Source organism: Lewinella sp. LCG006, assembly GCF_040784935.1.
Taxonomy (GTDB): domain Bacteria; phylum Bacteroidota; class Bacteroidia; order Chitinophagales; family Saprospiraceae; genus Lewinella.
In genome coordinates, this window is the sequence record NZ_CP160680.1 from 2,824,029 (window position 1) to 2,849,263 (window position 25,235).

General features: G+C 46.4%; 15 protein-coding genes. 9 read left to right on the plus strand and 6 right to left on the minus strand.

Going from position 1 to position 25,235, the window contains the following annotated elements; translation table 11 throughout:
- Positions 1-85: 85 nt before the first annotated feature.
- A complete protein-coding gene (locus tag AB0L18_RS10020; RefSeq protein ID WP_367392450.1) occupies positions 86-1,537 on the minus strand; it encodes a hypothetical protein in 1,452 nt (483 codons plus the stop codon).
- A gap of 167 nt (positions 1,538-1,704) precedes the next feature.
- Positions 1,705-3,231, minus strand: a complete 1,527-nt coding sequence (locus AB0L18_RS10025; protein ID WP_367392451.1) for a hypothetical protein — start codon at positions 3,229-3,231, stop codon at positions 1,705-1,707.
- A gap of 290 nt (positions 3,232-3,521) precedes the next feature.
- Between AB0L18_RS10025 and proS the strand changes: the two genes are divergently transcribed.
- From proS to AB0L18_RS10055, 6 genes are all read left to right on the plus strand, one after another.
- A complete protein-coding gene (gene proS / locus AB0L18_RS10030; RefSeq protein ID WP_367392452.1) occupies positions 3,522-4,994 on the plus strand; it encodes a proline--tRNA ligase in 1,473 nt (490 codons plus the stop codon).
- Positions 4,995-5,088: 94 nt separating this feature from the next.
- Entirely contained in the window at positions 5,089-5,733 is a 645-nt protein-coding gene (locus AB0L18_RS10035; protein ID WP_367392453.1) for a DUF4291 domain-containing protein, read from the plus strand.
- 125 nt (positions 5,734-5,858) lie between these two features.
- On the plus strand, positions 5,859-7,448 hold the full coding sequence (locus AB0L18_RS10040; protein ID WP_367392454.1) for a M28 family peptidase: 1,590 nt from the start codon (positions 5,859-5,861) through the stop codon (positions 7,446-7,448).
- 166 nt (positions 7,449-7,614) lie between these two features.
- Positions 7,615-8,283 (plus strand): metal-dependent transcriptional regulator, encoded by a 669-nt coding sequence (locus AB0L18_RS10045; protein WP_367393143.1) that lies wholly within the window; start codon positions 7,615-7,617, stop codon positions 8,281-8,283.
- A gap of 4 nt (positions 8,284-8,287) precedes the next feature.
- A complete protein-coding gene (locus AB0L18_RS10050) occupies positions 8,288-9,292 on the plus strand; it encodes a zinc ABC transporter substrate-binding protein (protein WP_367392455.1) in 1,005 nt (334 codons plus the stop codon).
- Between the two features lie 2 nt (positions 9,293-9,294).
- Positions 9,295-10,050 carry a metal ABC transporter ATP-binding protein gene (locus AB0L18_RS10055; protein WP_367392456.1) on the plus strand — a complete coding sequence of 252 codons (756 nt, stop codon included), beginning with the start codon at positions 9,295-9,297 and terminating at the stop codon, positions 10,048-10,050.
- A gap of 81 nt (positions 10,051-10,131) precedes the next feature.
- On the opposite strand, the gene rny is transcribed toward AB0L18_RS10055, so the two are convergent.
- The 4 genes from rny to pheT all read right to left on the minus strand — a co-directional run bounded on the left by rny (position 10,132) and on the right by pheT (position 15,254).
- The gene (rny, locus tag AB0L18_RS10060) at positions 10,132-11,814 is read right to left on the minus strand and encodes a ribonuclease Y (protein ID WP_367392457.1); all 1,683 of its coding nucleotides are present in this window, start codon (positions 11,812-11,814) and stop codon (positions 10,132-10,134) included.
- Positions 11,815-11,914: 100 nt separating this feature from the next.
- Positions 11,915-12,211: a cell division protein ZapA gene (locus AB0L18_RS10065; RefSeq protein ID WP_367392458.1), complete on the minus strand. Its 297-nt coding sequence runs from the start codon at positions 12,209-12,211 to the stop codon at positions 11,915-11,917.
- 3 nt (positions 12,212-12,214) lie between these two features.
- A complete protein-coding gene (locus AB0L18_RS10070) occupies positions 12,215-12,517 on the minus strand; it encodes a hypothetical protein (RefSeq protein ID WP_367392459.1) in 303 nt (100 codons plus the stop codon).
- A gap of 286 nt (positions 12,518-12,803) precedes the next feature.
- Complete coding sequence (pheT, locus tag AB0L18_RS10075; protein WP_367392460.1) at positions 12,804-15,254, minus strand: phenylalanine--tRNA ligase subunit beta; 2,451 nt, start codon at positions 15,252-15,254, stop codon at positions 12,804-12,806.
- A 530-nt stretch (positions 15,255-15,784) separates the two neighbouring features.
- Here pheT and AB0L18_RS10080 point away from each other — a divergent pair.
- From AB0L18_RS10080 to AB0L18_RS10090, 3 genes are all read left to right on the plus strand, one after another.
- Positions 15,785-19,498 carry a carboxypeptidase regulatory-like domain-containing protein gene (locus tag AB0L18_RS10080; protein ID WP_367392461.1) on the plus strand — a complete coding sequence of 1,238 codons (3,714 nt, stop codon included), beginning with the start codon at positions 15,785-15,787 and terminating at the stop codon, positions 19,496-19,498.
- Positions 19,499-19,597: 99 nt separating this feature from the next.
- Entirely contained in the window at positions 19,598-23,680 is a 4,083-nt protein-coding gene (locus tag AB0L18_RS10085) for a hypothetical protein (RefSeq protein ID WP_367392462.1), read from the plus strand.
- 165 nt (positions 23,681-23,845) lie between these two features.
- Positions 23,846-24,895 carry a PorV/PorQ family protein gene (locus AB0L18_RS10090; protein ID WP_367392463.1) on the plus strand — a complete coding sequence of 350 codons (1,050 nt, stop codon included), beginning with the start codon at positions 23,846-23,848 and terminating at the stop codon, positions 24,893-24,895.
- Positions 24,896-25,235: the final 340 nt, after the last annotated feature.

Below are 25,235 nucleotides of genomic sequence, written 5' to 3' on the forward strand. Positions count from 1 at the left end.
TAGTCGTTCCCTCTAGCATTATTAAAGTCGCTCTACCCTCTACTCCAATGACGATGCAATCGACACGCATCGCTTCCCTAAGCTTTTACCACCTAAAGCCAATGGTGAAAAGAAAATTCTCTCTTACTGTATCGTTGTTTACAAACTGCTGGGGAGCATCGGTGGCCAGATAAGGCGTGTAGGTGGTCTTTAGGCCTGTACGACGATAAGCAAAGTCTAAATAGTAAGTCTTTTGTCGGAGGCCTAAGCCAAAGCTGCCCGTCGTATAAAAGGTGTTATCTCCCACGATAGGTGCTTGTTGTAACCCAACACCTCCTCGTAGGCGGAAATTACCCATCGCGTATTCTGCACCTGTTCGAATCTTGACGGCACTAGAAAGATTAGCCGCTGTTTCATCGTTGATTTCTGCTTCATCGGTAGAGAAGCCATCGAAAAGGAAGCGATTTTTGCTGTAATTGACGTATTCCACTTCTCCGGTAAGGAAGCCATTTTTTCCAAAAACAGTACCTACACCTCCCAATAAACGCCAGGGGGTACGCAAGCCATAGTTGAATTGTCCTTCTGGAGAGTTGGCCGAACCATTGCTGGTTGGGCTTTCTGGCAAGGTATAACTGTAGTCCATGGCAGTGGTGAAGGTTTCGTCTATTTGATAATAGGTAGGTGTATGAATTGCCATACTTAGCCGTAATGCTTGGTGTGCGCGATAAATGAAACCCAGTTTTAAATTAATACCCACACCAGCTGTGGTTAGATTTTGGGTATAACGGAGATTATTGAAAACAAAAACCTCGTCGGTAGGGTCGGTTTCCGAATACTCTTTCTGCTCCTGGTAATTAAGGAAAGGAACACCGAGAGAGAATCCCCAAAGCAACTTGTTTTGCACATTACCGGCAAAACCAAAAGCCAATTCAGATATTGATCCACTACGAATGACCGTTTCCTCGCGCTCTACGACGGCATCTTCTTGGCCATCAAAATCACTAAAGTAAAAACCATTGTCTTCAATTAATGCTTCTGCATCAAAAGCTACTCCGGCCTCAAAATCATCAAGCCCTCGGTCATTGGCCAATTCTGCAAACCGTTGCACCAAGCTTCCTTTTGAAACCCCTTTATAATAGAACTGCTGGTTGAAATCGGCCAGGCGATTAACACCAAGAGCAAAGTTGAAGGTCTCCATACCATTTGCTCCACGAGAGCTGGTAACGATGCCTACATTAGGGATGTTGAATTGTACAGCGGCATCGTCAAAATCCAATTGATTGTCGCCATTCAGTAGCTGAGCATTAGCGGAATTGATATACAATCCGGGACTGATCATGAACTCAGATTTCCTGATCCACCCTAAACCTGCAGGGTTGGTGCTGATCACCGAAAAGTCGGCACCCAAAGGGCCCATGGCCCCACCCGCACCCGTGAAACGAGCACTACCGATCGGGTCAAAATCCGAATAACGTAAGGCATCCCCAAAATTTTGAGCAGTGAGTATACTCGTAAAGGAAAATGCCAGGATAAAAACAAGAGGTTTGAATACGTTCATTGTAAAATAAATTTGGGGGTTAGTAGAGGGCGTTAAAAATAGCGCGGCTGAGACGATTTCACCGTAGCAATAAGTCCCTAGTACGCGCTTAACATAAAATGGGTGGAAATGCTGCCACCTCCACCCATCTTATCTTATCTTATAGAAACCATATTTTTCAGTGCTGCTTATCCACCACGGCGAGAGCTGGAGCTAGAACTTGAGCTACCACCTCCCCGACTGCTGCCTGATGAGCTGCGAGAAGAACTGGAGCTAGATCCACCACCGCTACGGCTGCTACTGCTGGGCCTGCTAGAAGAGGTGCTCGGTCTGCTCGATGAGCTACTACGACTTGGACTAGCGCTCGATGGCCGGCTCGATGAGCTGCTTGGGCTATATCCACCGCTGCGGCTTGAACTCGATGGCCGGCTACTACCTGTTGAGGTGCTTGGTCGGCTGCTACCCCCACTGCGTGAGCTGCTAGGGCGAGTAGAAGGACGCGTACTGGTTGATGGCCGAGGGCTGCTCGGTTGAGTTGAAGGCCGTGTACTAGACGGTCTGCTATTTGGGTAAGTACGGCTTGATGGCTGAGTCGAGGGCCTGGTCGTTGGGCGTGTCGAAGGCTGTGTCCGACCAGAATTAGGGGTCGAATTACTGGTGCTTGGGCGCGTATCACGAGGAGGTGCAATTTCCCGCGTGGTGCTACTTGGTGCAGTACTCGGATTGTAGTTGTTACTTGGCGTCGTACGGGTCGTCGTTGGCGTAGAACGCGTTGTTGAAGCTGGCTGACGAGTCGTACTTGGGCTAGTAGAAGGCTGCGTTGATGGTTGTGGTTGCGTATAGTCACGTGTGCGCCCGGCAGCACTGTCGGTTGGGCGATCGGTGCGTACCACGGGCGTGTCGTTGTTGCGACTGCGCTCACGCTCTGCCAATGATACGGTAGGTGCAGGACGATTGCTTGTTACATCTACAGGATTACCAGCTTGCAATGGAATGGTACGGTTATTCGTTCTTGCCGCTACGGTAGAACCAAGTCTGCGAGGACCGTAAGTGATGGGAGTGACATTATTGTCGTTGTAAACATTGACGGTGTTGTAGACAAAGTTATTACCCCATGCTGGTGGGCAGTAGAAATTGGAGTAACCTCCGCCCCAGCGATTCCAGCCGTTGTTCCAACCATTATTCCAGCCCCAATTGTTGCCCCAGCTGTTCCAGCCAAATCCTACACCGAAACTTGGTCCAAACGCATAAGGATTATAGCCGAAATTCCAGGCATTGTACCGATTCCAGCTGTTCCAGCGATTGTACCGATTCCAACGATTCCAGCGGTTGAAACCCCAGGGAGAGTCGTAAATCAATACGGTTGTACCACCAAACGCGAAGGGATCATAATAGAAGGCATCAATATAGACTGGGTCAAAGTAGCCAAAGCCATAATAAGGGCGGTGGAAACGACGAATCCGTGAGGAATAATTGTAGTCATAATCATCATAGTGATCATAATCGTCATCATCGTAGCCATAATCTTCCTCGTAGTACTCATCATTGTAATTCGTATTCGCAGGAGGATTGTTGTAGTAGTTACCACTATTGTTATAGTAGTCAGAATCGGTAGCCGGATCATAGTAGACATCGTCGTACTGAGCCGATAGCGCGGAAGCTACCAGCAACAGGGCGGGTAGTAACATCCAGGCCGTCAGGTTTCTATTTTTCATATTCATTTTATTTGGCGTAATTACTGCAACACTCATTTTTGTACTTATCAAACACTAAATTATTACTTTTGTGCCTGATTTTTAGTTAAGACCTTATTAAAAGCCCTTTTGGAGGGTGTTAAATAGTATTAACAAGGCGATTTAACTACTGTTAAGACGATTAGGGAACGATTTTGTCACCTGAAAACGTTTGTCCTAACAACTTGACATTCAGAGGTCTTTATTAATACAACAGCTTATACCACTTAGAAGTTGGCCTACCCCAGCTAAAGTAAAAGGACAATACGATTATGGCTAAAGCAATTGCAAACCGGGAAGAGAATTATTCTCAATGGTACATTGATATTGTAAAGAAAGCGAACCTTGCCGACAATTCCGCGGTGCGGGGATGTATGGTCATTAAGCCTTATGGTTACGCACTTTGGGAAAATATGCGTGATCAATTGGACAAAATGTTCAAAGAAACGGGACACGTAAACGCTTATTTTCCACTTTTTGTACCAAAGAGCTTGTTTGAAGCGGAAGAAAAAAATGCCGAAGGATTTGCGAAGGAATGCGCAGTCGTTACCCATTATCGCCTCAAAAACAATCCGGATGAGCCAGGCAAATTAATGGTGGATCCAGAGGCCAAGTTGGAAGAAGAATTGGTGGTTCGCCCAACCAGTGAAGCCATCATTTGGAATACTTATCGTGATTGGATTACCTCTTACCGCGATCTGCCTTTGCTGATCAACCAGTGGGCCAATGTTGTGCGCTGGGAAATGCGGACACGGCTGTTTTTGCGTACGGCCGAATTTCTGTGGCAGGAAGGCCACACTGCTCACGCTACCAAAGAAGAAGCGATTGAAGAGGCCCGGCGTATGCAAGACGTCTACGCCCAGTTTGCGGAAGAATACATGGCCATGCCTGTTGTTCGCGGAACCAAATCCGAAAGCGAGCGCTTCGCTGGTGCGGATGACACCTACACCATTGAAGCGCTGATGCAAGATGGTAAAGCACTGCAAGCAGGCACATCCCACTTTTTAGGTCAGAATTTCGCAAAAGCCTTTGAGGTGAAATTCTCGAATGAAAACAACCAGGAAGAATATGTTTGGGCAACCTCCTGGGGGGTATCTACCCGGTTGATTGGGGGGCTCATCATGACGCATTCTGATAATGAAGGTTTGGTACTACCGCCTAAATTGGCTCCTGTACAAGTGGTGATCATTCCTATCCCAAAACCAGGGGAAGAGATTGATGAGGTCGCTGAAAAACTGATGAAAGAATTAAAAGCCAAAGGAATTCGCGTACAGTATGATACGGATGCTAAAAAGCGTCCTGGCTTCAAGTTTGCTGAACACGAACTACGTGGCGTGCCTGTACGCGTAGGAATTGGTATGCGTGATTTGGAAAACGGTGTCGTAGAAATCGCCCGCCGCGACACCAAGGAAAAATCAACTCAAGCGCTGGAAGGAGTCGTAGATCACATTGAGCAATTGTTGGAAGACATTCAGAACAACCTGTTTAATCGTGCGCTGAAGTTCCGCGAAGAAAAAACCACCAGCGTTGATACTTTCGAGGAATTCAAAGCAGTATTGGATCAGGATATTCCTGGGTTTATTGCTGCTCACTGGGACGGTACCAACGAAACGGAACAAAAGATCAAGGAACTAACCCAAGCTACGATCCGTTGTATTCCCAACGATGCGCCCGAAGAAGAGGGAAAATGCGTGCTCACTGGAAAACCCTCCAGCAGGAGAGTCTTATTTGCTAAGGCTTATTAACGAAAATATTGCGTAAGGAAAAGTTTTCCAGCGCGAAGAATCAGTCAACCAGCGTGAGCAGTAATTTTACTGTTCACGCTTTTTTATTTTTAACATGAACTCATTATTACTAGAAAACTACCAAGAACAACAAGCCCGCTTGCCCAATAGTGGACAACATCTTTGTGCCCAATTTACGGCGGATGATATTATCGTTTACCAAGCCTATCGTCCGGCAATTGCTGATTTTGCGGTACGCGAACAATCTTTTGGCGGACCGCATTATTCGTTTTCTCGTATGACCTGGATCAAACCTGGGTTTATGTGGATGATGTACCGGGCTGGATGGGCCACTAAACCCAACCAGGAACGCATTCTTGCTATTCGTTTTAAGTTGGAGGGCTTTTTAGCAATCCTGGAAGCAGCTGTACATTCCAGCTTTCAGCAAGCTGTCTATCAGGATCAAGAAAACTGGCAGGCGGCATTGAGTAATTCGGGAGTTAGATTGCAGTGGGATCCAGATCATGATCCATACGGGCAGAAACTTGATCGGAGGGCTATTCAAATAGGCCTTAAAGGAGAGTGGGTGCAGCGCTTCAATGAAGAATGGATATTGGAAATTATAGATGTTACCGATTTTGCCCAACAGCAATATGCCATCCTTTCTGCGTCTGGTATGGGGAAATTAGAAGTACCTGTGGAAAACGTATTCCCTTTGAATCAGTATCCATTAATTAAGCAACGTCTTGGTGCAGATTAGAGTGCAGTGGCTACGTTTTATCGCAAAAACGGCCGCATTTGAATCATTATGCTAGTGGCTGACGGTTTATTGGCCAACGATCTCTGCGATTATTGCTAAATTCACTTTCTGAAAAAGCGTAACAAATGATAAAGACAAGTTTTGTTTTGTTCTTCGCCCTGCTGGGCTTGAATGTATTTGCTCAAGAAAGGCTGGTAGAAGATCCGGCAGTAACTTATGCCAATACGATCACTGTAGAAGACCTTACCCGCCATCTCACCGTTTTGGCGGATGATGAAATGGAAGGCCGCGAGACCGGGCAGCCTGGCCAATACAAAGCCGCTCGTTATCTGGAAGAAATTATCAAAGGCTATGGTTTGCCTGGCGTTGGGCCAGAACAATCTTATTCTCAACCCATCTCTTTTATCTCTGAACGTTGGGAAGAAATCGATTTTGTGATCAATGGGAGTAGCAAAAGGAATTTGTGGGACTACTACGCCTATCCTTCACAAAATGCCGACCGCCCAAAAATAATGGCCGACGAAGTGGTCTTTTTAGGGTATGGTATCGAAAGTGATACCTACAATGATTATGATAATCAACGTCTGGAAGGTAAAACTATCTTGATTATGGATGGTGAGCCCAAAGACGAGAATGGTATTTCTTATGTTTCTGGTACGGCAACAGCTTCGGTATGGTCGGAGGACATTACACTCAAGCTCAAAGCCGCTCGCCAACACGGCGTAGAAACCGTGATCATTCTGGACCCTAATTTCCAGAAAAACTTGAGTAGTGCCCGGAAGATTTCGCTCGATAGCCGTATGCACATGGGCTTTAGTGAAAAGCCTGAAGATAATTACAGCAACAGCATCTATATCTCTTCGGAAACTGCGAAGGCTATTCTCGGATCCTCTTATGGAAAGGTCGTAAAAGCTCGTAAGCGCATAGAAAAGAAAGGTAAGCCCAAGTCTGTGAGTATTCCCGTTGATCTGAGCCTGACCCAGCAAAAGAAAGTCAAAGAGCTATTAGGAGAAAACATGCTCGCTTTCGTAGAAGGAATAGATCCGGTTTTAAAAGACGAAGTACTCGTTGTCACCGCTCATTATGATCATATTGGTCGTCGGGGGAATGCTATCTTCAATGGTGCGGATGATAACGGCTCCGGTACTTCAACAGTTCTCGAACTCGCCCAAGCATTTACCCTTGCAAAAGAGGCTGGTGTGGGCCCTCGTCGTAGCGTCTTGTTTATGTTGGTGTCGGGAGAGGAAAAAGGGCTCTTGGGATCGGAATTTTACGTCAACCATCCCATTTTCCCATTGGAAAATACAATCGCCAATATCAATGTAGATATGGTAGGTCGTGTCGATGAAAAACACGCCGCAGACCCCAATTATATCTATGTCATAGGTTCTGATCGCCTGAGTACTACCCTGCACGAAATCAACGAAGCAGTCAACGAAAAGTACACTCAGCTCGAACTGGATTATACTTACAATGCAGAAGATGATCCGAATCGTTACTACTATCGTTCTGATCATTATAATTTTGCCGAGCGTGGTATCCCTGCCGTTTTCTACTTCAATGGCACACACGCTGATTACCACCAAGACACGGATACCGTTGATAAAATCAACTTCGAAAAAATGGCCCGCATTGGCAAATTGGTCTTCTACACCGCCTGGGAATTGGCCAATCGCGAAGAGAGAATCAAAGTGGATGTTGGGGTGAAGCCTTAGGTAAGGTGTAAACGTTGGAAGAGTGTAAAAGTGTAAGGGTTGTACAATCCTTACACTTTTTTACTTTGATCTCCTTATTCTCTAATTTGCTTGTGTTAGAGATTTCTTGTAACTTGTGGTGTCTAATGATTTTTTTAGGCGAGTCTAAATGAGTTTACGCTATTCTATGCAGGATCAACTGTCACAAGCAGAGGAGAATTACCTAAAGGCTATTTATAAGGTTAGCCAGCAGACGGGTTCCCTGGTTGGAAATAATGCTATTTCGGTAGAGATGAATACCTCTGCGGCCTCGGTAACGGATATGATTAACCGATTATCGCAAAAAGAGTTGATTCATTATCAAAAAAGGAAAGGGGTACGACTGACCGACCTAGGGAAGATTACCGCAACTCATTTGGTGCGTAAGCATCGTCTGTGGGAAACTTTCCTCGTTGAGAAACTCAATTTCACCTGGGACGAGGTCCATGAATTGGCCGAGCAATTAGAGCACATCCAATCCCGGGAACTGATCAACCGCCTGGATGAATTTCTCGACTTTCCGAAATATGATCCTCACGGTGATCCAATACCTGATAGAAACGGAAGAATAGCTGAGCGCCAGCAGGTGTTGCTTAGCCAGCTACCCGTAGGGCAGAAAGCTGTAGTGGTTGGGGTAAAAGATCATAGCACGCCGTTTTTACAGTACCTCGAACGAACGGGATTGTTGCTAGGTGCTGAGCTGGTGATCGGTGAGCGTTTTGCTTATGATAATTCGCTTCAGTTGGAAGTGGTCGACCAGCAGAAGCTCCTTGTTTCTCAGAAGGTGGGGCAAAATTTGTTTGTACAAAAGAAATAGAAATATGCTTCGAAGATTAATATTTCTGGTCCTATTGTGCGCGGGTTGGACCCTGAATGGGCAAACGGAAGATCGCCTTTTGGTAGTTGCCTCGGCCTCCATGTTTGCGGACATGGCGGAAGTGATTGGGGGTAATTTGATCGATGTGAAAATGATAGTACCGGTTGGTGGCGATCCTCATATTTATGAACCGACGCCTTCCGATGTACAACTGGTGACCCAGGCGGATTTGGTTTTGCGCAACGGGCTTACTTTTGAGGGTTGGATCGATGAGTTGGTCGTCAATTCAGGTTTTACGGGGCAAATTACGACCATCACCAAAGGGATTAATGTCATTGAAAGTGACTTACACGAAAACTCCTCTGATCCACACGCCTGGATGTCGGCTCGTAACGGACTTATTTATATCCAAAATATTCGGGATGCTTTGGTTACGTTGGCTCCAGAATACGAGGCCGAATTTAATTTTAATTACCAGATTTATCGGCAGCAATTGGAGGATCTGGACCAGGAGATCGAAGAAATCCTTAGTGCCATTCCTCGTCATAAACGGATATTAATCACCTCCCATGACGCCTTTCGTTATTTTGGCCGACGGTATGGAGTGCAGGTAGAAGCCGTCCTGGGTACATCTACCGATGCCGATGTGCAGACCTCAGACATCCGCCGACTCACCCGGGTTTTACAAGAATCAGAGGTGCCGGCCTTGTTTATTGAAAGCACGATCAACCCCAAGCTGCTTAAGGTATTGGCAAAGGACAACAACGTCATTATTGGCGGTAGCCTGTACGCGGATTCTTTAGGTGAAAAAGATGGGCCAGCCGGAACCTACCTGGATATGCTACGCCACAATGCGCACACGATTGCGGAAGGATTGAGCTTGGACAAGCAAACCCTTAATCACCAGGAAGAGGAAGAGAATACGACGCAGAACTATCTGCTCTTTGGCTTCATCTTGTTAATTATGGCGGGGAGTTTTTTCTTTATGGTGGCTAAGTTAAACACATGAACATGAGCAGATCGACCGTAATGACCATTGAAGACCTTTCTGTTTCCTACGAACGCAAGCGGGTCCTTAGCAATATTTACTTAAGAATCGAAAGCGGGCATGTTTATGGTATTTTAGGCCCCAATGGCGCCGGTAAATCGACCCTTTTCAAAGCTATTCTAGGCTTGATCGAAGTGTCGGCAGGAGAAGTAAAAGTCAATAAACTGCCGATTGAATCCCAGCGCAAAGAAGTAGTTTACGTACCCCAGAAGACGGAGGTGGATTGGAGTTTTCCGGCAACGGTATTAGATGTGGTCTTGATGGGGCGCTATCCCCACAAAAAAGTTTTTAGCCGACTTTCTTCAGTAGATCGGGCCAAGGCCAAGGCTGCTATGGAAGAATTGGGCATCACTGCACTTGCAAAACGGCAGATTGGAGAATTATCAGGAGGACAGCAGCAGCGGGTATTTTTGGCACGAGCATTATGCCAGGAAGCAGACATCTTTTTGCTAGACGAACCCTTTGTCGGCGTGGATATTACAACGGAAGACAAGATTGTACAGGTATTAAAGCGATTGGCCAGCGAGGGGAAAACACTCCTGGTTGTTCATCATGATTTGTCTACCGTCACCACTTATTTTGACCAGGTTATCCTACTCAATCAGCGTATGATTGCCTACGGACCAATGGAACAAACCTTTACGGAAGAGAATATTGCCAAGACCTACAGCGGGCAACTTCCGATATTACACCAGATGGGTGTGATTGATGGGAAATAGTTTAGTATGGTTTGATGGTTAGATAGCTGTTTGAAGTATTCAAACGAACCACCTAACCATCCAACCATCTAACCAAATACCTTACCTTGCGTAATTTACCGCACGTTTTTCCCGAATGACCGTCACTTTGATTTGGCCAGGATATTGCATTTCGTCCTGGATTTTCTGAGAAATCATAAAGGATAAATCATCAGCGTGTTGATCAGAAACTTTCTCTGATTCGACGATGACGCGCAGTTCACGACCAGCCTGCATCGCGAAGGCTTTTTGTACACCCTCGTGGCTCATGGCCAGTTCTTCGAGTTCGGTAATTCGCTTGAGGTAGCTTTCCAGGATTTCACGGCGAGCACCAGGGCGGGCACCAGAGATGGCATCACAAGCCTGGATGACGGGAGAAAGGATGTTGTTCATCTCGATCTCGTCGTGGTGCGCACCTACGGCGTTGACCACGGCAGCGTGCTCATTGTGTTTCTGGCATATTTCCATGCCAAGCAATGCGTGCGAAAGTTCACTCTGTTCCTCCGCTACTTTACCAATATCGTGCAAGAGTCCAGCACGCTTGGCCAGCTTAATTTGTTTGCTGCTCAAGCCAAGTTCTGCCGCCATGGTTGCACATAAGTTGGCGGTTTCAATGGAGTGCTTGAGGAGGTTTTGTCCGTAGGAAGAACGGAAACGCATCCGGCCTACCATCTTCACGAGGTAGGGGTGTAGTCCGTGGATATCCAGGTCAATGACGGTGCGTTCTCCAATTTCCTGGATCTGCTCATCGATTTGCTTGCGTACTTTGGCAACCACCTCCTCAATACGAGCAGGGTGGATACGTCCGTCTGCGACAAGGCGCTTCAGCGAAAGGCGACACACTTCGCGACGGATAGGATCGAAGCTGGAAATAACGATGGCTTCGGGGGTATCGTCCACGATGATCTCTGCTCCGGTAGCTGCTTCCAGTGCGCGGATATTTCGTCCTTCCCGGCCAATGATTTGTCCTTTAAGATCGTCACTGTCAAGGTTGAAGACAGAAACGGTATTTTCAATCGTATACTCCGCACACATCCGCTGAATGGTCTGGATAACGATTTTTTTGGCGTCTTTAGCAGCTGTAGCCTTGGCTTCTTCGACGGAGTTTTTGATGATGGACATCGCATCAGTTTCTGCCTTTGCTCTTACTGCTTGTAAGAGTTGTTCCTTGGCTTCCGCCTGAGACAGGTTAGCTACTTTTTCCAGTTCACGAATATGGCGTTCGCTGGCGTTTTCCAGCTCTTCCTTCTTCTTTGCAACGATCTTCAGTTGTTTTTCCAGATTCTCCTTGATGGAATCAATTTCGGTACCACGCGATTCAATTTCGAGACGAAGTTCATCGAGCTTTTGTTCCCGTTCTTTGAAGGTATCCTGCTTTTGTTCCAATTCCTTAAGTAAGGCCTTGGTTTCTATTTGAGCTTCTTTCAGCTCAACTTTCTGTTCGGCTTTGTATTTGTCAAAATCGGCACGGTAGCGGTTGAATTTCTCTTTAGCTTCCTGAATCTTCTGCTGCTTGATTTTTTCGTTCTTCAGATCAGCAGTACCGATGATCTTTTCGGCCTTGGTTTCTGCTTCGTCGATCAGGCGCTTAGCGCTCAGGCGTGCTTCTTTGATCTCCTGATCAGAGCGAGCATTGATCTCTTCCAGTTTTGCATTGATGGCGCTTTTGTTGCGCATCATCACAATAAGAAAACCGACGATCAAACCCACCACCAGACCTATTCCTAGTCCTATTCCTATCTCCATAATGGCTTGGATTTAAAAAATGTTAACTGCAACAGCATCCTGTCGCAGACCGGAGTTAAACAGTCAGGAGAAAAAGGAAGGGAGAAGAAAGACCAAAGTGTTAGAGCAGCTGTTCGAGTAGTTCGTCAATACGATCCAGTTGGGTGTCAATACCGGGCTCGTTAATGAGTGGTTTGTCCTGGCGTAGTTTATAAAGATCAAAAGCGTAAGTGAGGATGGTCATGGACAAGCCGTCTTGCTTGTCCCGGCCTTGGTAAGCCGACTGAAAAGTGGTGATTTTTTCATTCACCTCTTTGACGATTTTACGTACAGCCGGTTCGTCGGCGGCTTTGATCCGTAAAGGATAAGGCCGACCGGCAATAATGACCGTTATTTTTATCATATTCTCCTCCGCCATCGCTTATTGCTGCCCCAGCCATTCGATACACTTATCGATTTCCTTGAGGTAGTGATCTATCTGTTGACGAATATCCTGATCTAATGCTGCTCGCACTCCTTCCTGCTGCTTTTCCTTACTCACTGGTGCGTGCTCCGAAATATTATGTCCAGCTTTTTTCACAGCTTCCTGCTGTGCTTCCAGCTGTTGCTTCAATGTTTGGTTTGCTGCCCGAAGTCGGTCATTTTCTGCTTCCTGTACTTTTAACTTGTCTTGCAAGCTTTCCAGCTTCTGGATGATTTGTTGCAGTCGCGTATTCAATTCCATACTTGGGCCATTCATTTGCTTCTTAGTAAACGCAGATTTTTTCTCTACAGTTGCGTCTGTGGGTGCGCAAAAGTAAATAATCCTCATCAGGCGTCTGCATTACTGAGCTTTTGTGCTGCCTTTGCAGTACAGGGCACAATATCACTAAATTTCATCGAATTATCAACAATGTCGAATTTTCTATACTTTGCTAAGGAACAGCTCCGCCTATTTGCGTGCTGATCCAAAGGAATTAAGCTACTATTTATGAAACCAAGTTCCCTGTAATCGGAAGACGTACTGTAAGTTACCGCCGAATTTGGGCACCAAGCTGTGATTCACAAGTAGCAATGATTTTTTCCATCACTTTGTCGATTTCCTGCACCTTCAGGGTACGACTGGGGTCTTCAAAAATGAAGCTTACTGCATAAGATTTTTTCCCGGCGCCCAACTGCTCTTCGTTGATATACAAGTCGAAGAGGTTGGTTTCGCGGAGTAGTTTTTTAGCAGTTTTTCCAGCAATGGCAGCAATGTCACTGAACTTCACCGCGTGATCTACCACTAAGGCCAAGTCCCTGCGCATACTGGGGTACTTGTTAAGTTCCGTAAACTGCACCCGCTTTTTAGGCAAGGCCTGAAAAACGTTGTCCCAGTTAAAATCAGCGTAGAAAACCTCTCCCTTGATGTCCATGCCTGTGAGAAGGCTACGCTGGAGGCGACCAAAGCGAACCAGTTCTTTAGCGCCACGGAAATAGCGAGTGCCGTAGGTGATGACGCCTTTTTCGGTCACTTCTTCCTGTTGGTAACCTTGTATACCCAGGCGAGTCAGGATACCGTCTACATAGGCTTTTAGGCCATAATAGCTGACCATGGCCTGATCATCGCCTAGCCAGCTTTCCGGTTGGCGACGGCCGGTCATGAACAAGGTAAGGCGATTGATTTCTTCAAAACCTTCTCCTTCTTTACGGTAGGTACGGCCGAATTCAAACAAACGCAAATCGCTTTCCTGACGGTTTTGGTTGCGGATGATGGCTTCTAGTCCGCTGTACACCATGTGTGGACGCATGATGTCCAAATGTACATTGGAGGTATTGTTGACATAGACCAAATCCTCGGCGGGTACCATGGTTTCCTTGGCCCGGTAATACCTGGACTCAGAAAGGCTCAAGGCCATCATTTCATTGAAACCCTGTGCTGCGAGTAAATCGCCAATTTTATTCCTTATTTCACTAAGACTAGGGCTTGGCGCAATGGCCATACTGGTCGTTACTTTTGACGGAATGGGCACATTGTTGAAACCGTAAATACGCAGAATTTCTTCAATCATATCCACCTCCCGGAGAACGTCGGATTTATTGGTGGGAACCTCAGCGGTAAAAGCAGTATCGTTGGTCTCAATGATGGCCATACCCATTGCCTCCAAAATACTGTGAACTTTGGCCGGAGGAATGTTTACCCCAATCAGCTCATTGACCCGCTGGTAGCGCACTTCAATACGTGCTGGTGCTTTTACTTTAGGGTAAATATCAATCACCTCAGAAGAAACGACGCCACCAGCCAGTTCTTGCAGCAGCAAGGCCGCTCTTTTGAGCGCAAAAACCGTAATGTTTGGGTCACTGCCTTTCTCGTAAACCTTGGCGGCATCAGTCCGCAGGTTATGGCGCATACTGGTGCGGCGGATGAACTCAGGATCGAAGTGAGCAGATTCCAGGAAGATGGCCGTTGTGCTTTCCTTTACGCCGGATTTGATTCCGCCGAATACACCACCCATACACATGGGGTGCTCTTCTCCATCACAAATCATGAGGTCTTCTTCGTGGAGTTCACGTTCCACCTCGTCCAGGGCCAGGAATTTGGTTTTGGCGGGTAAGGTTTCCACGATGATTTTTTTGCCCTTGATTTCGTCCAGGTCGAAAGCATGTAGCGGTTGGCCAAGTTCGTGCAAAACGAAGTTGGTGATGTCTACTACATTATTGATGGGTCGAACACCTACGGCATTCAAGCGGGCCTTAAGCCAATCTGGAGATTCTTTGATCGTAAGGTTGCTAATGGTTACACCAGAATAGCGGGGACAGGCTTCGGTATTGCGAACTTCTACCGGAATTTGTAAACTGGTGTTTGCTACCTTAAATGCAGCTACATCAGGCGGTTGAACTTCACCTTGGTGATGATGATTGACGCGTAAAGCAGCGGCTAAATCATAAGCTACTCCCAGGTGGTTGGTGGCATCCGAGCGGTTGGGGGTCAGACCTATTTCATAAACGTAGTCCGTTTCCACACCGTAGTAGTCACGAGCAGCCTGGCCAACTTTAGCTTCAGCAGGAAGAACAATGATACCAGCATGGCTATGGCCGATACCAATTTCGTCTTCGGCACAAATCATGCCTTCCGAAACCTCACCACGGATTTTTCCTTTTTTGATGGTAAAGGGATCACCCTCTACGGGGTGAAGTTCAGCACCTACCGTAGCGACAACTACTTTTTGTCCAGCTGCTACATTGGGCGCGCCACAAACGATGGAAAGCAATGCTTCACCACCCACATCTACTTTGGTAAGGGATAAACGATCGGCGTCGGGGTGTTTACCGCACTCCTTTACTTCACCAATTACTAAGCCACGTAGGCCGCCGGGGATGGTTTCTACTTCTTCCATGCCTTCCACCTCCAGGCCGGTACTCGTTAAGATATCGCCAATGGTTTCGGGGCTGAGGTCTTTCGTGTCTATATACTGGCGCAGCCAGCTGAGGGATACGTTCATCTTTACCTAAAGTCTATGTTGCTGTATTACAATCCCTTTGTTTTCCTGAAAGTTCCTAAAAGGGATGGATTCAAGGGGGCAAAGATAGAAAAAAGGATAGGTTGTCAAATAACCTTTTGTTTTCTGATAGATAGTTGAAAACAGGATAGCCGGAATTCGAACAATAATGGACAAGTGGATCTTACTCTGTCAGCTAAGAGACGAATCTCTCACTTCCTTTTTTGAATGCAGGGAGCATTTTTTTGTCGGCGATCATTAAAGTTGTCCCTGTGACTAGGCTAAGTGCGTTTTTTACAAGCTGTTAGCAACATAAGATTTTTAATCAGAAACCTGACTTTTGTTAAATTACATCTTCAATCCTATCTATTTATGCCTTACTTTTGCTTGAAAATAATGGGGAAGCAGGCTTTAAAGTAAGGTTGCTATGGCAACAATGCTTTTTTGTACGTGCTTAATTTCTTAACATTGTGCACTTTTTCGAACCGCTGATCGGTTCGTCAGGAATTAGCAAATGTCAAAAACAGGATTATATGAAACGTTCTTTACTGTTTTTTACACTATTGCTGTTTAGTGTATCTTTCCTCGCTGCCCAATCCGCTTCCTTAAGCGGAAAGGTAACAGAGAAGGAGAATGGAGATCCGGTCCTTTTCGGGTCGGTCGCACTTTATCAGAATGGTGTGCTTAAGTCCGGAACGGAAACGGACTTCGATGGGAACTACAATTTCGCAAATTTAGATCCCGGTACTTACGCGGTAGAATTCTCTTATTTGGGACTTCAAAGCCAGCGGATTGAAGGCGTCCAGGTCTTTGCCGGAAAGGCAATCAAACTGGATGCAGAAATGGAATCTTCTACAGGAATCCTGCTAGAAGAAGTGGTCGTAAAAAGCTACAAAGTTCCTCTCGTAGAGCAAGATAATACCACCCAGGGTGGTACGCTTACGTCGGAACAAATCCGTAGCCTTCCTACCCGTAACATCAACGCCTTAGCGGCAACCACTGCTGGTCTTTCTACCGCAGATGAAGGGGACGCCGTGAACGTTCGTGGTTCGCGTAATGATGCGACCAACTACTACGTGGATGGTGTGCGTGTGCAGGGTAACCTGTTGGCGGAATCAGAAATTGACCAACTACAGGTAATTACCGGTGGTGTGGAAGCACGTTATGGTGACGTAACGGGTGGTATCATTTCTATTACGACCAAGGGGCCATCAGATAAATTCTCTGGTGGTATTGAAGCGGAAACGTCCCAATACCTTGATCCTTACGACAACAGTCTGGTAGGGATTAACCTATCTGGTCCAATTCTACGCAACAAGAAAGGCGTATCGGTACTGGGCTTTCGGGTAGCAGGTCGTTATACTTACCGCCTGGATGATGACCCCTCAGCGGTGCCTGTATACCGGGTAAAAGATGATGTCCTTGCTGAGTTGGAAGCAAATCCAGTAATTATTAAAGGAGGGGCACCTTTCGTAGCTGCCGACTTCCTAACCAACGAGGACGTTGATGCCTTGAAAGTTCGTCCTTTCGAAGAACTGAAGCAGGCCAACTTCAACGCCAAGATTGATGCCCGTTTCAGTGATGCCATCGACGTAACGTTGAGTGGTACCTACTTTAATGGCGAGGATATGCAGACGCCAAACGAAAATAGCTCTTCTGCTAATAGCTGGCGGACCTTCAATTCTCACAACAACCCTACCCGTGTTGATACGGACTACCGGGTTAACTTCCGCTTCCGTCACCGCTTAGGTGGGGCTACCAGCGGACAAGGTGATGACCGCAAAGTATCTACTGTACAAAATGCGATGTATACTTTGCAGGGAAGTTTTGAGAACGAAACGTTCAATATCAAAGACCCTAATCACGGGGATAATTATTTTGCCTATGGTCACATTGGTACTTTTGATGTAGACTACATTCCTGTATTTGCTGCGGATTTTGACTCGGTTGGAAACGTGTTTCTTAACCATGTGGATTACCGGGAGGTACTGCGTGGTTATGATGTGAGCAGCAGCTCTAACCCCGTACTGGCCAATTACAACAACCCGTTAGAATTGAGCACAGGGGAAGCATTGAACCCAGGCCAGCCTGGCTATGCGGTTCAGGGGATTTTTGGAGAGAACAACAACGTAAATATCGACAACCTTTACGCCATCAATGGCCGGGTAAATACGATCTTTAACAACTCTTGGAACTTCCACGCTAACGTAGGCTCTATCTACAACCGTGCGATCAAGCAAGACAACGACATTAGCATTTTCAATGCCAGTGCTTCTTTTGACTTGGTTCCTGGTGGTTCTGAAAAAGGCCGTCACAACATCCAGTTGGGTATTGTGTACGAAGGCCGTGTCAATCGTTCTTACGATGTACGCGATCCTCGTCGTCTGTGGACGGCTGCTCGCCAGAATGCGAATGCACACATCCAGGGTATCGACCGTGAGAATGCAGATACCTTAGGCTTCTATTCTCAGTTGTATGATCCAGCTGGCATCATTGATCCTTTCTTTGATGCACCCATCCTGAGCCTTACGCTTCAAGATCCTGATGATGCTCGTTTTTACCGCGCCGTTCGCGAGTCACTGGGGGTAGGTTTGGATGAATATGTGAATGTTGACGGGCTTACACCAGATCAGTTGAGCCTTTCTATGTTCTCTGCCAAAGAATTGAACGATCAGTTCATTCTTGACTACTACGGTTACGATTATCTCGGTAACGAATTTGACGGTACTTTTGAAGAGTTCTTCACCACTGTTGATGCGGAGGGTATCCGTACCTTCCCCGTTGCAGCTGCTCGTCCGTTGTATACATCAGCTTATATTCAGGACAAGTTTACTTTCCGGGATATCATCTTCCGTTTAGGGGTACGTATTGATCGTTATGATGCCAATACGAAAGTACTGCAAGACCCTTACTCGCTGTATGCGATTCAGGGAGCAGAAGATTTCCACAATAACTTTGGAGGTCAAGCACCGGGTAACATCGGATCTGATTTCCGTGTCTACACGGAGAATGACAATGGAGAGACCGTACAGGCTTACCGCGATGGTGATAGCTGGTACAAGGCAGATGGTACTCCTGTAAATGGACCTCAGGAAATTGATGGTATCCGTACGGGCTTGGTATTCCCAAAGTACCAGGATCCTAATGCACACCAATCTAACTACATCAAGAGCGAAGGATACAACCCTGAGTCTTCATTCAAAGATTACGAAGTACAGTTCAACGTGATGCCACGTTTGGCCTTCTCTTTCCCGATCTCTGATAAAGCCAACTTCTTTGCGCATTACGATGTATTGGTACAGCGCCCTAACAGTAGCACCATTGCTACTGCCCTGGATTACTTCTACTTTGTTGAGCGTACGGGTAGCCAGACGTTCAGCAATGCCAGCTTGCGCCCTGAGCGTACGGTGGATTACGAAGTAGGTTTCCAGCAAGCACTTACACAGTCATCAGCGATCAAAATTTCTGCTTACTATAAGGAGATGCGTGACATGATTCAGTTGCGTACTTTCTTCCCTGTTCCTGTGGTAGGTCAGTACACGACCTTTGACAACCAGGATTTTGGTACGGTAAAAGGATTCTCTTTTGGTTATGACTTGCGTCGTACGCGTAACCTTTCGTTGAACGCCAACTATACTTTACAGTTTGCTGATGGTACGGGTTCTGATACAGAGTCACAGCGTGGATTGACTAACCGTGGTAACCTTCGGACCTTGTTCCCGTTGAACTTTGACGAACGTCACCGTTTGAATCTGGTAGCGGATTACCGTTTCCCACGGGAAAGCGGTCCTCGCGTAGCCGGAGCTTATATTTTGGCAAATGCTGGTGTCAACTTCCAGGCGATAGCTGTTTCTGGTCGCCCTTATACGGCCAAGCAAGTAGCTCAGGAATTGGGTGGTGTAGGTACCATTGGTGCAATCAATGGTTCTCGCAAGCCTTGGAATACCACACTGAATATTCGTATTGATAAGAACTTCAGTATCGGCGACAAGCTGGGCTTGAATGTTTATCTGCGTATTTCCAACTTGTTGGATACTCGCAATATCATCAACGTATACTCTGTGACGGGTGACCCAGAAGACGATGGCTTCCTTCGTTCTGCCTTTGGTGAAAATCAGATCGAGTCGATTTCAGGATCACAGCGTCAAGTAGAAGCTTACCTTGCTTCTTACCAGTGGCGTCTGTTGAACTCTGATTTCTACAGCTTACCACGTCGTCTCTTTGTTGGGGCTATCATGGACTTCTAAACCAAATTTCCGAAAGCCAGCAATCGACGGTTACTGGCTTTCGGGAACATTGTGCGTTCCTACAGGAGCGCTCTTATAAAATGCTAAATAAATTTTATTATGCGTATTTCTAACTCATGGCTAATGACCCTGCTAGGCTTGTGTATGACACTAGCGCTACAGGCACATATTGGTCCCTCTCGGGACGGCCGACCAGTAAATACGCCCTCCGATCAGGTGTCGTTCCGGAATAACTGTGACAATGCAGTAACCCAGGTCGACCAGCAGATCAATAATGTGCGGGCGCGTTTGACTACTGGTGGCGATGTTTGGTGGGATGGTAACGACGGGCGTTACGTGGTTCCTAAGCCTCCTCCGGGAGTACCCGAAATTTCTTCGATTTTTGCTGGTGCCGTTTGGCTAGGTGGTAAAGACCCTGGTGGTAACCTCAAAGTAGCTGCTCAGACGTATGGTCGTAGCAGTGGTAACTTTGACTTCTACCCTGGACCACTTAACCCAGGTGCAGAGGACTACCCAGGTGGTCCGTTGGCAGACCCTCGTCGTGGTACGATCGGTCGTGATACTTGTGCCCAGTGGGACAAGTTCTTTGTGGTAAGTGGTGCAAACATTGAAGCCCACGTACGCGAATGGCGTAAAGCGGAAGCATTGGGAGAAACTTCCCTTGATCCAGCTACCATCCCTCAGGATATCCTTGGATGGCCTGCCCGTGGTAACCGTTTCTTCGAAGATATTCACCAGTTTCAATTACCTAACACCCTACAGGGATTGGCAGGTTTCTGGGATATCAACGGTGACGGTGAATACCAGCCAGACGAAGGTGATTATCCAATTATTGAGATCCGTGGCTGTTTGGACAAAGAGCCACAGTCAAATCCGGATGAGATGATCTTCTGGATTTACAATGATGCTGGTAACGATCACCGTCAGACCAGTTCTCCAAACAAAATTCAGATGGAGGTACAGGTGCAAGCCTTTGCTTACCAAACGAATGATGATATCAACAGTATGACCTTCCAGCGCTATAAGCTGATCAACCGTGCCATTGAGCAGATTGACAGTACTTATTTCGCTATGTGGGTAGACCCCGATTTGGGTTGTTATACGGATGATTATGTAGGTTGTGATGTAGGCCGTAGTTTGGCTTACGTTTACAATGCTGACCAATTAGATGGTACCAATGGTTGTACTTGTGACCAGGGTATCAATACCTACTGTGATGAAGTGCCGATTTTAGGAGTTGACTATTTCCGTGGGCCATTGGATGAGATGGGCAACGAATTGGGCATGTCTTCTTTCACCTACTATAATAACGGTGGATTGACGCCTGCACCTCCTCCAGGTACTACCGATCCTAACACACCACAGGAATACTACAACTATTTGTCAGGCCGCTGGCGTGATGGTACCCCCTTCACTTTTGGTGGCGATGCTTACCAGGAAGGTGGCCCTGCTATTCCTTACGCTTTCGTCGATCCTCCCAATGTAAACGGAGGTTGGTCAATGTGTGAAGAAGGTCTGCCTGTAGGTGACCGTCGTACGATTCAGGCTTCTGGTCAGTTTACACTATTCCCTGGTGCGGTTAACGAGTTGATCGTGGGAGTGGTTTGGGTACCAGACCAGGCTTACCCATGTCCAAGCCTTTCTCGTCTGCAAAAAGCAGATGATGTTGCCCAGGATTTATTCGATGCTTGTTTTGAGATTACGCGTGGCCCTGATGCACCTGATGTAGATTGGGTAGAGCTTGACCGCGAAATCATTGCCGTATTTACCAATGATACGCTGAGCTCTAACAACGCTTTCGAATTGTACCAGGAGCAAGGTTTAGGTATTGGCGAAGGTTTTGATAGCCTTTACCGTTTCGAGGGTTATAAGTTGTTCCAGTTCTCTGGTCCTAACGTATCTCTTGCGGATGTTGATGATCCTGAAAAAGTGCGCTTGGTTTACCAGGTCGATAAGCAAAATGGTATTGGTAAGATTTTCAACTGGGAGACTTTGAACCCAGATGATAATGAAACGCCTACGGAAGAGGTTTACTTTGTTCCTGAATTGAAAGTAAATGGTGAAAACCAAGGTATTCGCCATACCTTCAAAATTACAGAAGATCAATTTGCAGAAGGAGATCGTCGTCTGATCAACCACAAGAAGTACTACTTCGCTGCGGTGGCTTACGCCTACAACAACTACCTCGAATTTGATCCTAATGGTCAGGGAGACCGTGGACAGGAAACCCCTTATCTGGAAGGTGACCGTAATATTGGTGATGGTGATAATGGTTTTTACACTGTAATCCCCCGCAAAATTTTGGATCGCAACCTCCAATCACAGTATGGAGATGGCCCTGTCATCACCCGTATTGATGGGGTAGGAACAGGTACCAATTTCTTGGATATCAATGACGAAACACGTACAGAAATCGAAAAGCTTATCCAGGAAGATAATGCTGATAGCTTCTCTGGAGAAGTAACCTACAAGGGTGGCTTTGGCCCGATCAATGTGCAGATTTTCAATCCACTAGATGTGATTGATGGTGAATATGAATTGACCTTCACGGATGATAATCTTGCTAACGCTACTCTGGACGCACCTGCTTTCTGGACGCTTCGCAGCCTCACGGATGCTGCTGCACCAGTGATTACGGCAGAAAAATCCATTGAAGATGTCAATGAGCAGATTATCCGCCAGTTTGGCTTCTCAGTGACCATTGCTCAGGTTGTAGAACCAGGGTCATCACCTTTCACTATTACATCCAATGGTGCGCGTGGTTATGCCGAAGAATATGTCAATCCTGATGCTCGCCCCTGGTTGTTTGGTATCAGCGACAATCTGCCAATCTCTACTGGTAACCCAGTTGTAGATGCTACGATTTTCGACTTCCTGGCGACGACGAACTCTACTGATGTTGACTTTGAACTTGATCCAAACCAGTCGTTGTCTGATCTTGGTAACGGATTCATTGTTCCTTACCTGTTGGCGAACTGGAGAGATAATGAAAATGGTATTCCTTACTTGACACCAGCTTGGGTTGTTTCGGGTAACACCAACAACATTGTTCGCAACCAGACAAGTCTGGCTGATTTGAACAACGTTGACATCGTCTTCACCAGTGATAAATCACTTTGGAGCCGTTGTGTGATCATTGAAACGATGAACCCCGCCTACGAGGATGCTGGTTTCTTTGCGGAAGGAGAGCGTAATATGTTTGACTTGCGTGCGAAACCTTCGGTAAGCAAAGAAGAAGGTACCGATGGTATGCCGTTGGTTGATCCTAACCCGCCTGCTGGTGAAGAAGAAGGTATGGGTTGGTTCCCTGGCTATGCTATTGATGTAGAAACCGGGCAGCGATTGAATATTTTCTGGGGAGAGAACTCCGTGTATAACGGTAGCATCGAATTAGGTCCATCAAATGGTGGAGACATGATGTTCAACCCTGATGATAATTTCTTCTTCCCAACACCTGGTGGTGGCGTTTCGCCATTCAATTACCCGGTTGGTGGTCAACACTTTATTTATGTTACCAACCAGCCTTATGATCGTTGTGCAGAACTACTTGACCGTTTAGGAGACGGTAGCCCACTTCGTAAAGTAGCGCCTTTGCGTGATGTTACTTGGGCTGGGATGATCGTAGGCGCACCAGGAGGTGCTCCGATGACTTCTTATGCAGATGGGTTGATTCCAAGTGATGTGATTGTTAAACTACGGGTAGACAATCCTTACCAGGTAGAAGTAGGTACGGGTGAATTCAATGGTTACCCTACTTACCGTTTCAAACTGGAAGGCAAAGAAGCTTCTGCATTAGACCAGGTTGGATTGAATGAAGCACTTCAGTCGATCAATGTGGTTCCTAACCCTTACTACGGATTCTCTCAGTATGAGGATTCTCAGTTTGAGAATATTATTAAGATCTCTAATCTTCCTAGCAAGTGTACCGTTACGATTTACTCGCTTGATGGCAAGTTCATTCGTAAGTATGATCGCGACGAAGTTGGTGCCCGTTCTGATAGCCCTAACCGGGCGATTGAATCGGCTCAAGTCAATCCTGACCTGGAGTGGGATCTTAAAAACTTCCGTGGTATTCCGATTGCCAGTGGTGTCTACCTGATTCATGTTAATGCTCCTGGATTAGGAGAGCGAACCCTCAAGTGGTTCGGCGTGAACCGTCAGTTTGACCCTTCCGGTTTATAAAAAAGATCAGTTGGTGTCCGGTTGTCTTTGATGGCCGGACACCATTAACTGCTTTTGATCGGAACATATAATAAAAGATAAAGCAACTTTTCCCTGACGGGAATTTGAGGCTACATCCAAAAACAAAGTGCTGTTTTATAAGCGGCACTTCATTAATCTACGGTAATGAAAAGATCATTATACCTATTTCATCTTTGCCTTTTCCTAACTGCCTCCCTTTGGGCGGGTAACCCTGATCGTCAGGGTGAAGCCGGAGCTGTGCAGTTGCTGCTCAATCCTTGGGCAAGCAGTGCTGGCCTTCATTCGATGAGTACATCGTTTGTAAGTGGGGTAGAGGCACTTAGAATCAACCCTGCGGGATTGGTTCGTGTAAACAAGACTGAATTTGCACTTGGTAGTGCCAATTATTTGCAGGGAGCTGATATTCGACTCAATGCACTGGGGCTTTCTCAGAAAATTGGTGAGAATAGTGCTTTTGGATTCAGTCTTATGTCTGTTGATTTTGGAGACATTTTGGTAACAACTACAGAACTTCCAGATCCAGATCCAGACGGCCCAACGTTTAATATCAATTTCTTTAACATTGGCCTTTCTTTCGCTCACGTTTTCGAGAACAAAGTATCGGTTGGTGTAACCTTGCGGGGTATTTCAGAATCAACTGCAGACGTATCCTCTTTCGGCTTTGCGGTTGACGCTGGTGTACAGTACGTAACGGGAGAAAATGATAACTTCAAGTTCGGGATCGCTCTGCGTAATGTAGGTTCTCGGATGTCCTTCAGTGGGCAAGGTTTGGCTACCAGTGCCCAGGCGGCGGATGGCGATGCTTACAACTTGACCCTTTCACAGCGTTCTGCTGGTTTCGAATTGCCTTCTATGTTGAACATTGGTGGTAGCTACGATTTCTTGATCGGCGGCGGTACGCATCGGATAACAGCTTTGGGTAATTTTACGGCTAACTCATTCTCTCGTGACCAGATTGGCGTAGGGGTAGAGTATGCATTAAAGGAGCGTTTCATGTTGCGTGGTGCTTACAAGGTAGAAGCTGATGCTGATGTAACACAAGAGTCTGTTTACACTGGCCCTAGTGCAGGTGCCACGATCAGTGTTCCTTTGAGTAAAGAACGCAAGAGCAATACGCTTTCTATTGATTATGCTTACCGGACAACTAAAGTTTGGGATGGTACCCATAATTTTGGAATTCGGATCAATTTGTAGAAGCGAGCATTCTGAATGCTGTTTTTATTGTCATCGTTTACCTCTTGCGCGGCAACGCCTTTTTTCGTAACTTTGACTTTGTAAAAGACAAGAACGTTTTCACCCTGTCTGTGAAAGCGTTCTTGTTTTTTTGTCTGTAGCTACAGACATCGAATTCCTCTGCTATCTTTTTGCTTGGTAGAAAAGCACCCCCAACAGCTAAGTAGGGTGAGGGATAGATAGAGATACTATTAAATCGTTAAGACGAGGTCTGCGAACTGCGAGTGAAGCTCTTTCACTGGTAGTAAAGGGCTTTGGATACTATAAAAAAATACGCTGATCACTAGGAAAGGACATCTGT

Coding starts and splice junctions, on each gene's coding strand:
- AB0L18_RS10020 (WP_367392450.1), bottom strand. CDS start 1,537: ATGAACGTATTCAAACCTCTTGTTTTTATCCTGGCATTTTCCTTTACG.
- AB0L18_RS10025 (WP_367392451.1), bottom strand. CDS start 3,231: ATGAAAAATAGAAACCTGACGGCCTGGATGTTACTACCCGCCCTGTTG.
- proS (WP_367392452.1), top strand. CDS start 3,522: ATGGCTAAAGCAATTGCAAACCGGGAAGAGAATTATTCTCAATGGTAC.
- AB0L18_RS10035 (WP_367392453.1), top strand. CDS start 5,089: ATGAACTCATTATTACTAGAAAACTACCAAGAACAACAAGCCCGCTTG.
- AB0L18_RS10040 (WP_367392454.1), top strand. CDS start 5,859: ATGATAAAGACAAGTTTTGTTTTGTTCTTCGCCCTGCTGGGCTTGAAT.
- AB0L18_RS10045 (WP_367393143.1), top strand. CDS start 7,615: ATGCAGGATCAACTGTCACAAGCAGAGGAGAATTACCTAAAGGCTATT.
- AB0L18_RS10050 (WP_367392455.1), top strand. CDS start 8,288: ATGCTTCGAAGATTAATATTTCTGGTCCTATTGTGCGCGGGTTGGACC.
- AB0L18_RS10055 (WP_367392456.1), top strand. CDS start 9,295: ATGAGCAGATCGACCGTAATGACCATTGAAGACCTTTCTGTTTCCTAC.
- rny (WP_367392457.1), bottom strand. CDS start 11,814: ATGGAGATAGGAATAGGACTAGGAATAGGTCTGGTGGTGGGTTTGATC.
- AB0L18_RS10065 (WP_367392458.1), bottom strand. CDS start 12,211: ATGGCGGAGGAGAATATGATAAAAATAACGGTCATTATTGCCGGTCGG.
- AB0L18_RS10070 (WP_367392459.1), bottom strand. CDS start 12,517: ATGGAATTGAATACGCGACTGCAACAAATCATCCAGAAGCTGGAAAGC.
- pheT (WP_367392460.1), bottom strand. CDS start 15,254: ATGAACGTATCCCTCAGCTGGCTGCGCCAGTATATAGACACGAAAGAC.
- AB0L18_RS10080 (WP_367392461.1), top strand. CDS start 15,785: ATGAAACGTTCTTTACTGTTTTTTACACTATTGCTGTTTAGTGTATCT.
- AB0L18_RS10085 (WP_367392462.1), top strand. CDS start 19,598: ATGCGTATTTCTAACTCATGGCTAATGACCCTGCTAGGCTTGTGTATG.
- AB0L18_RS10090 (WP_367392463.1), top strand. CDS start 23,846: ATGAAAAGATCATTATACCTATTTCATCTTTGCCTTTTCCTAACTGCC.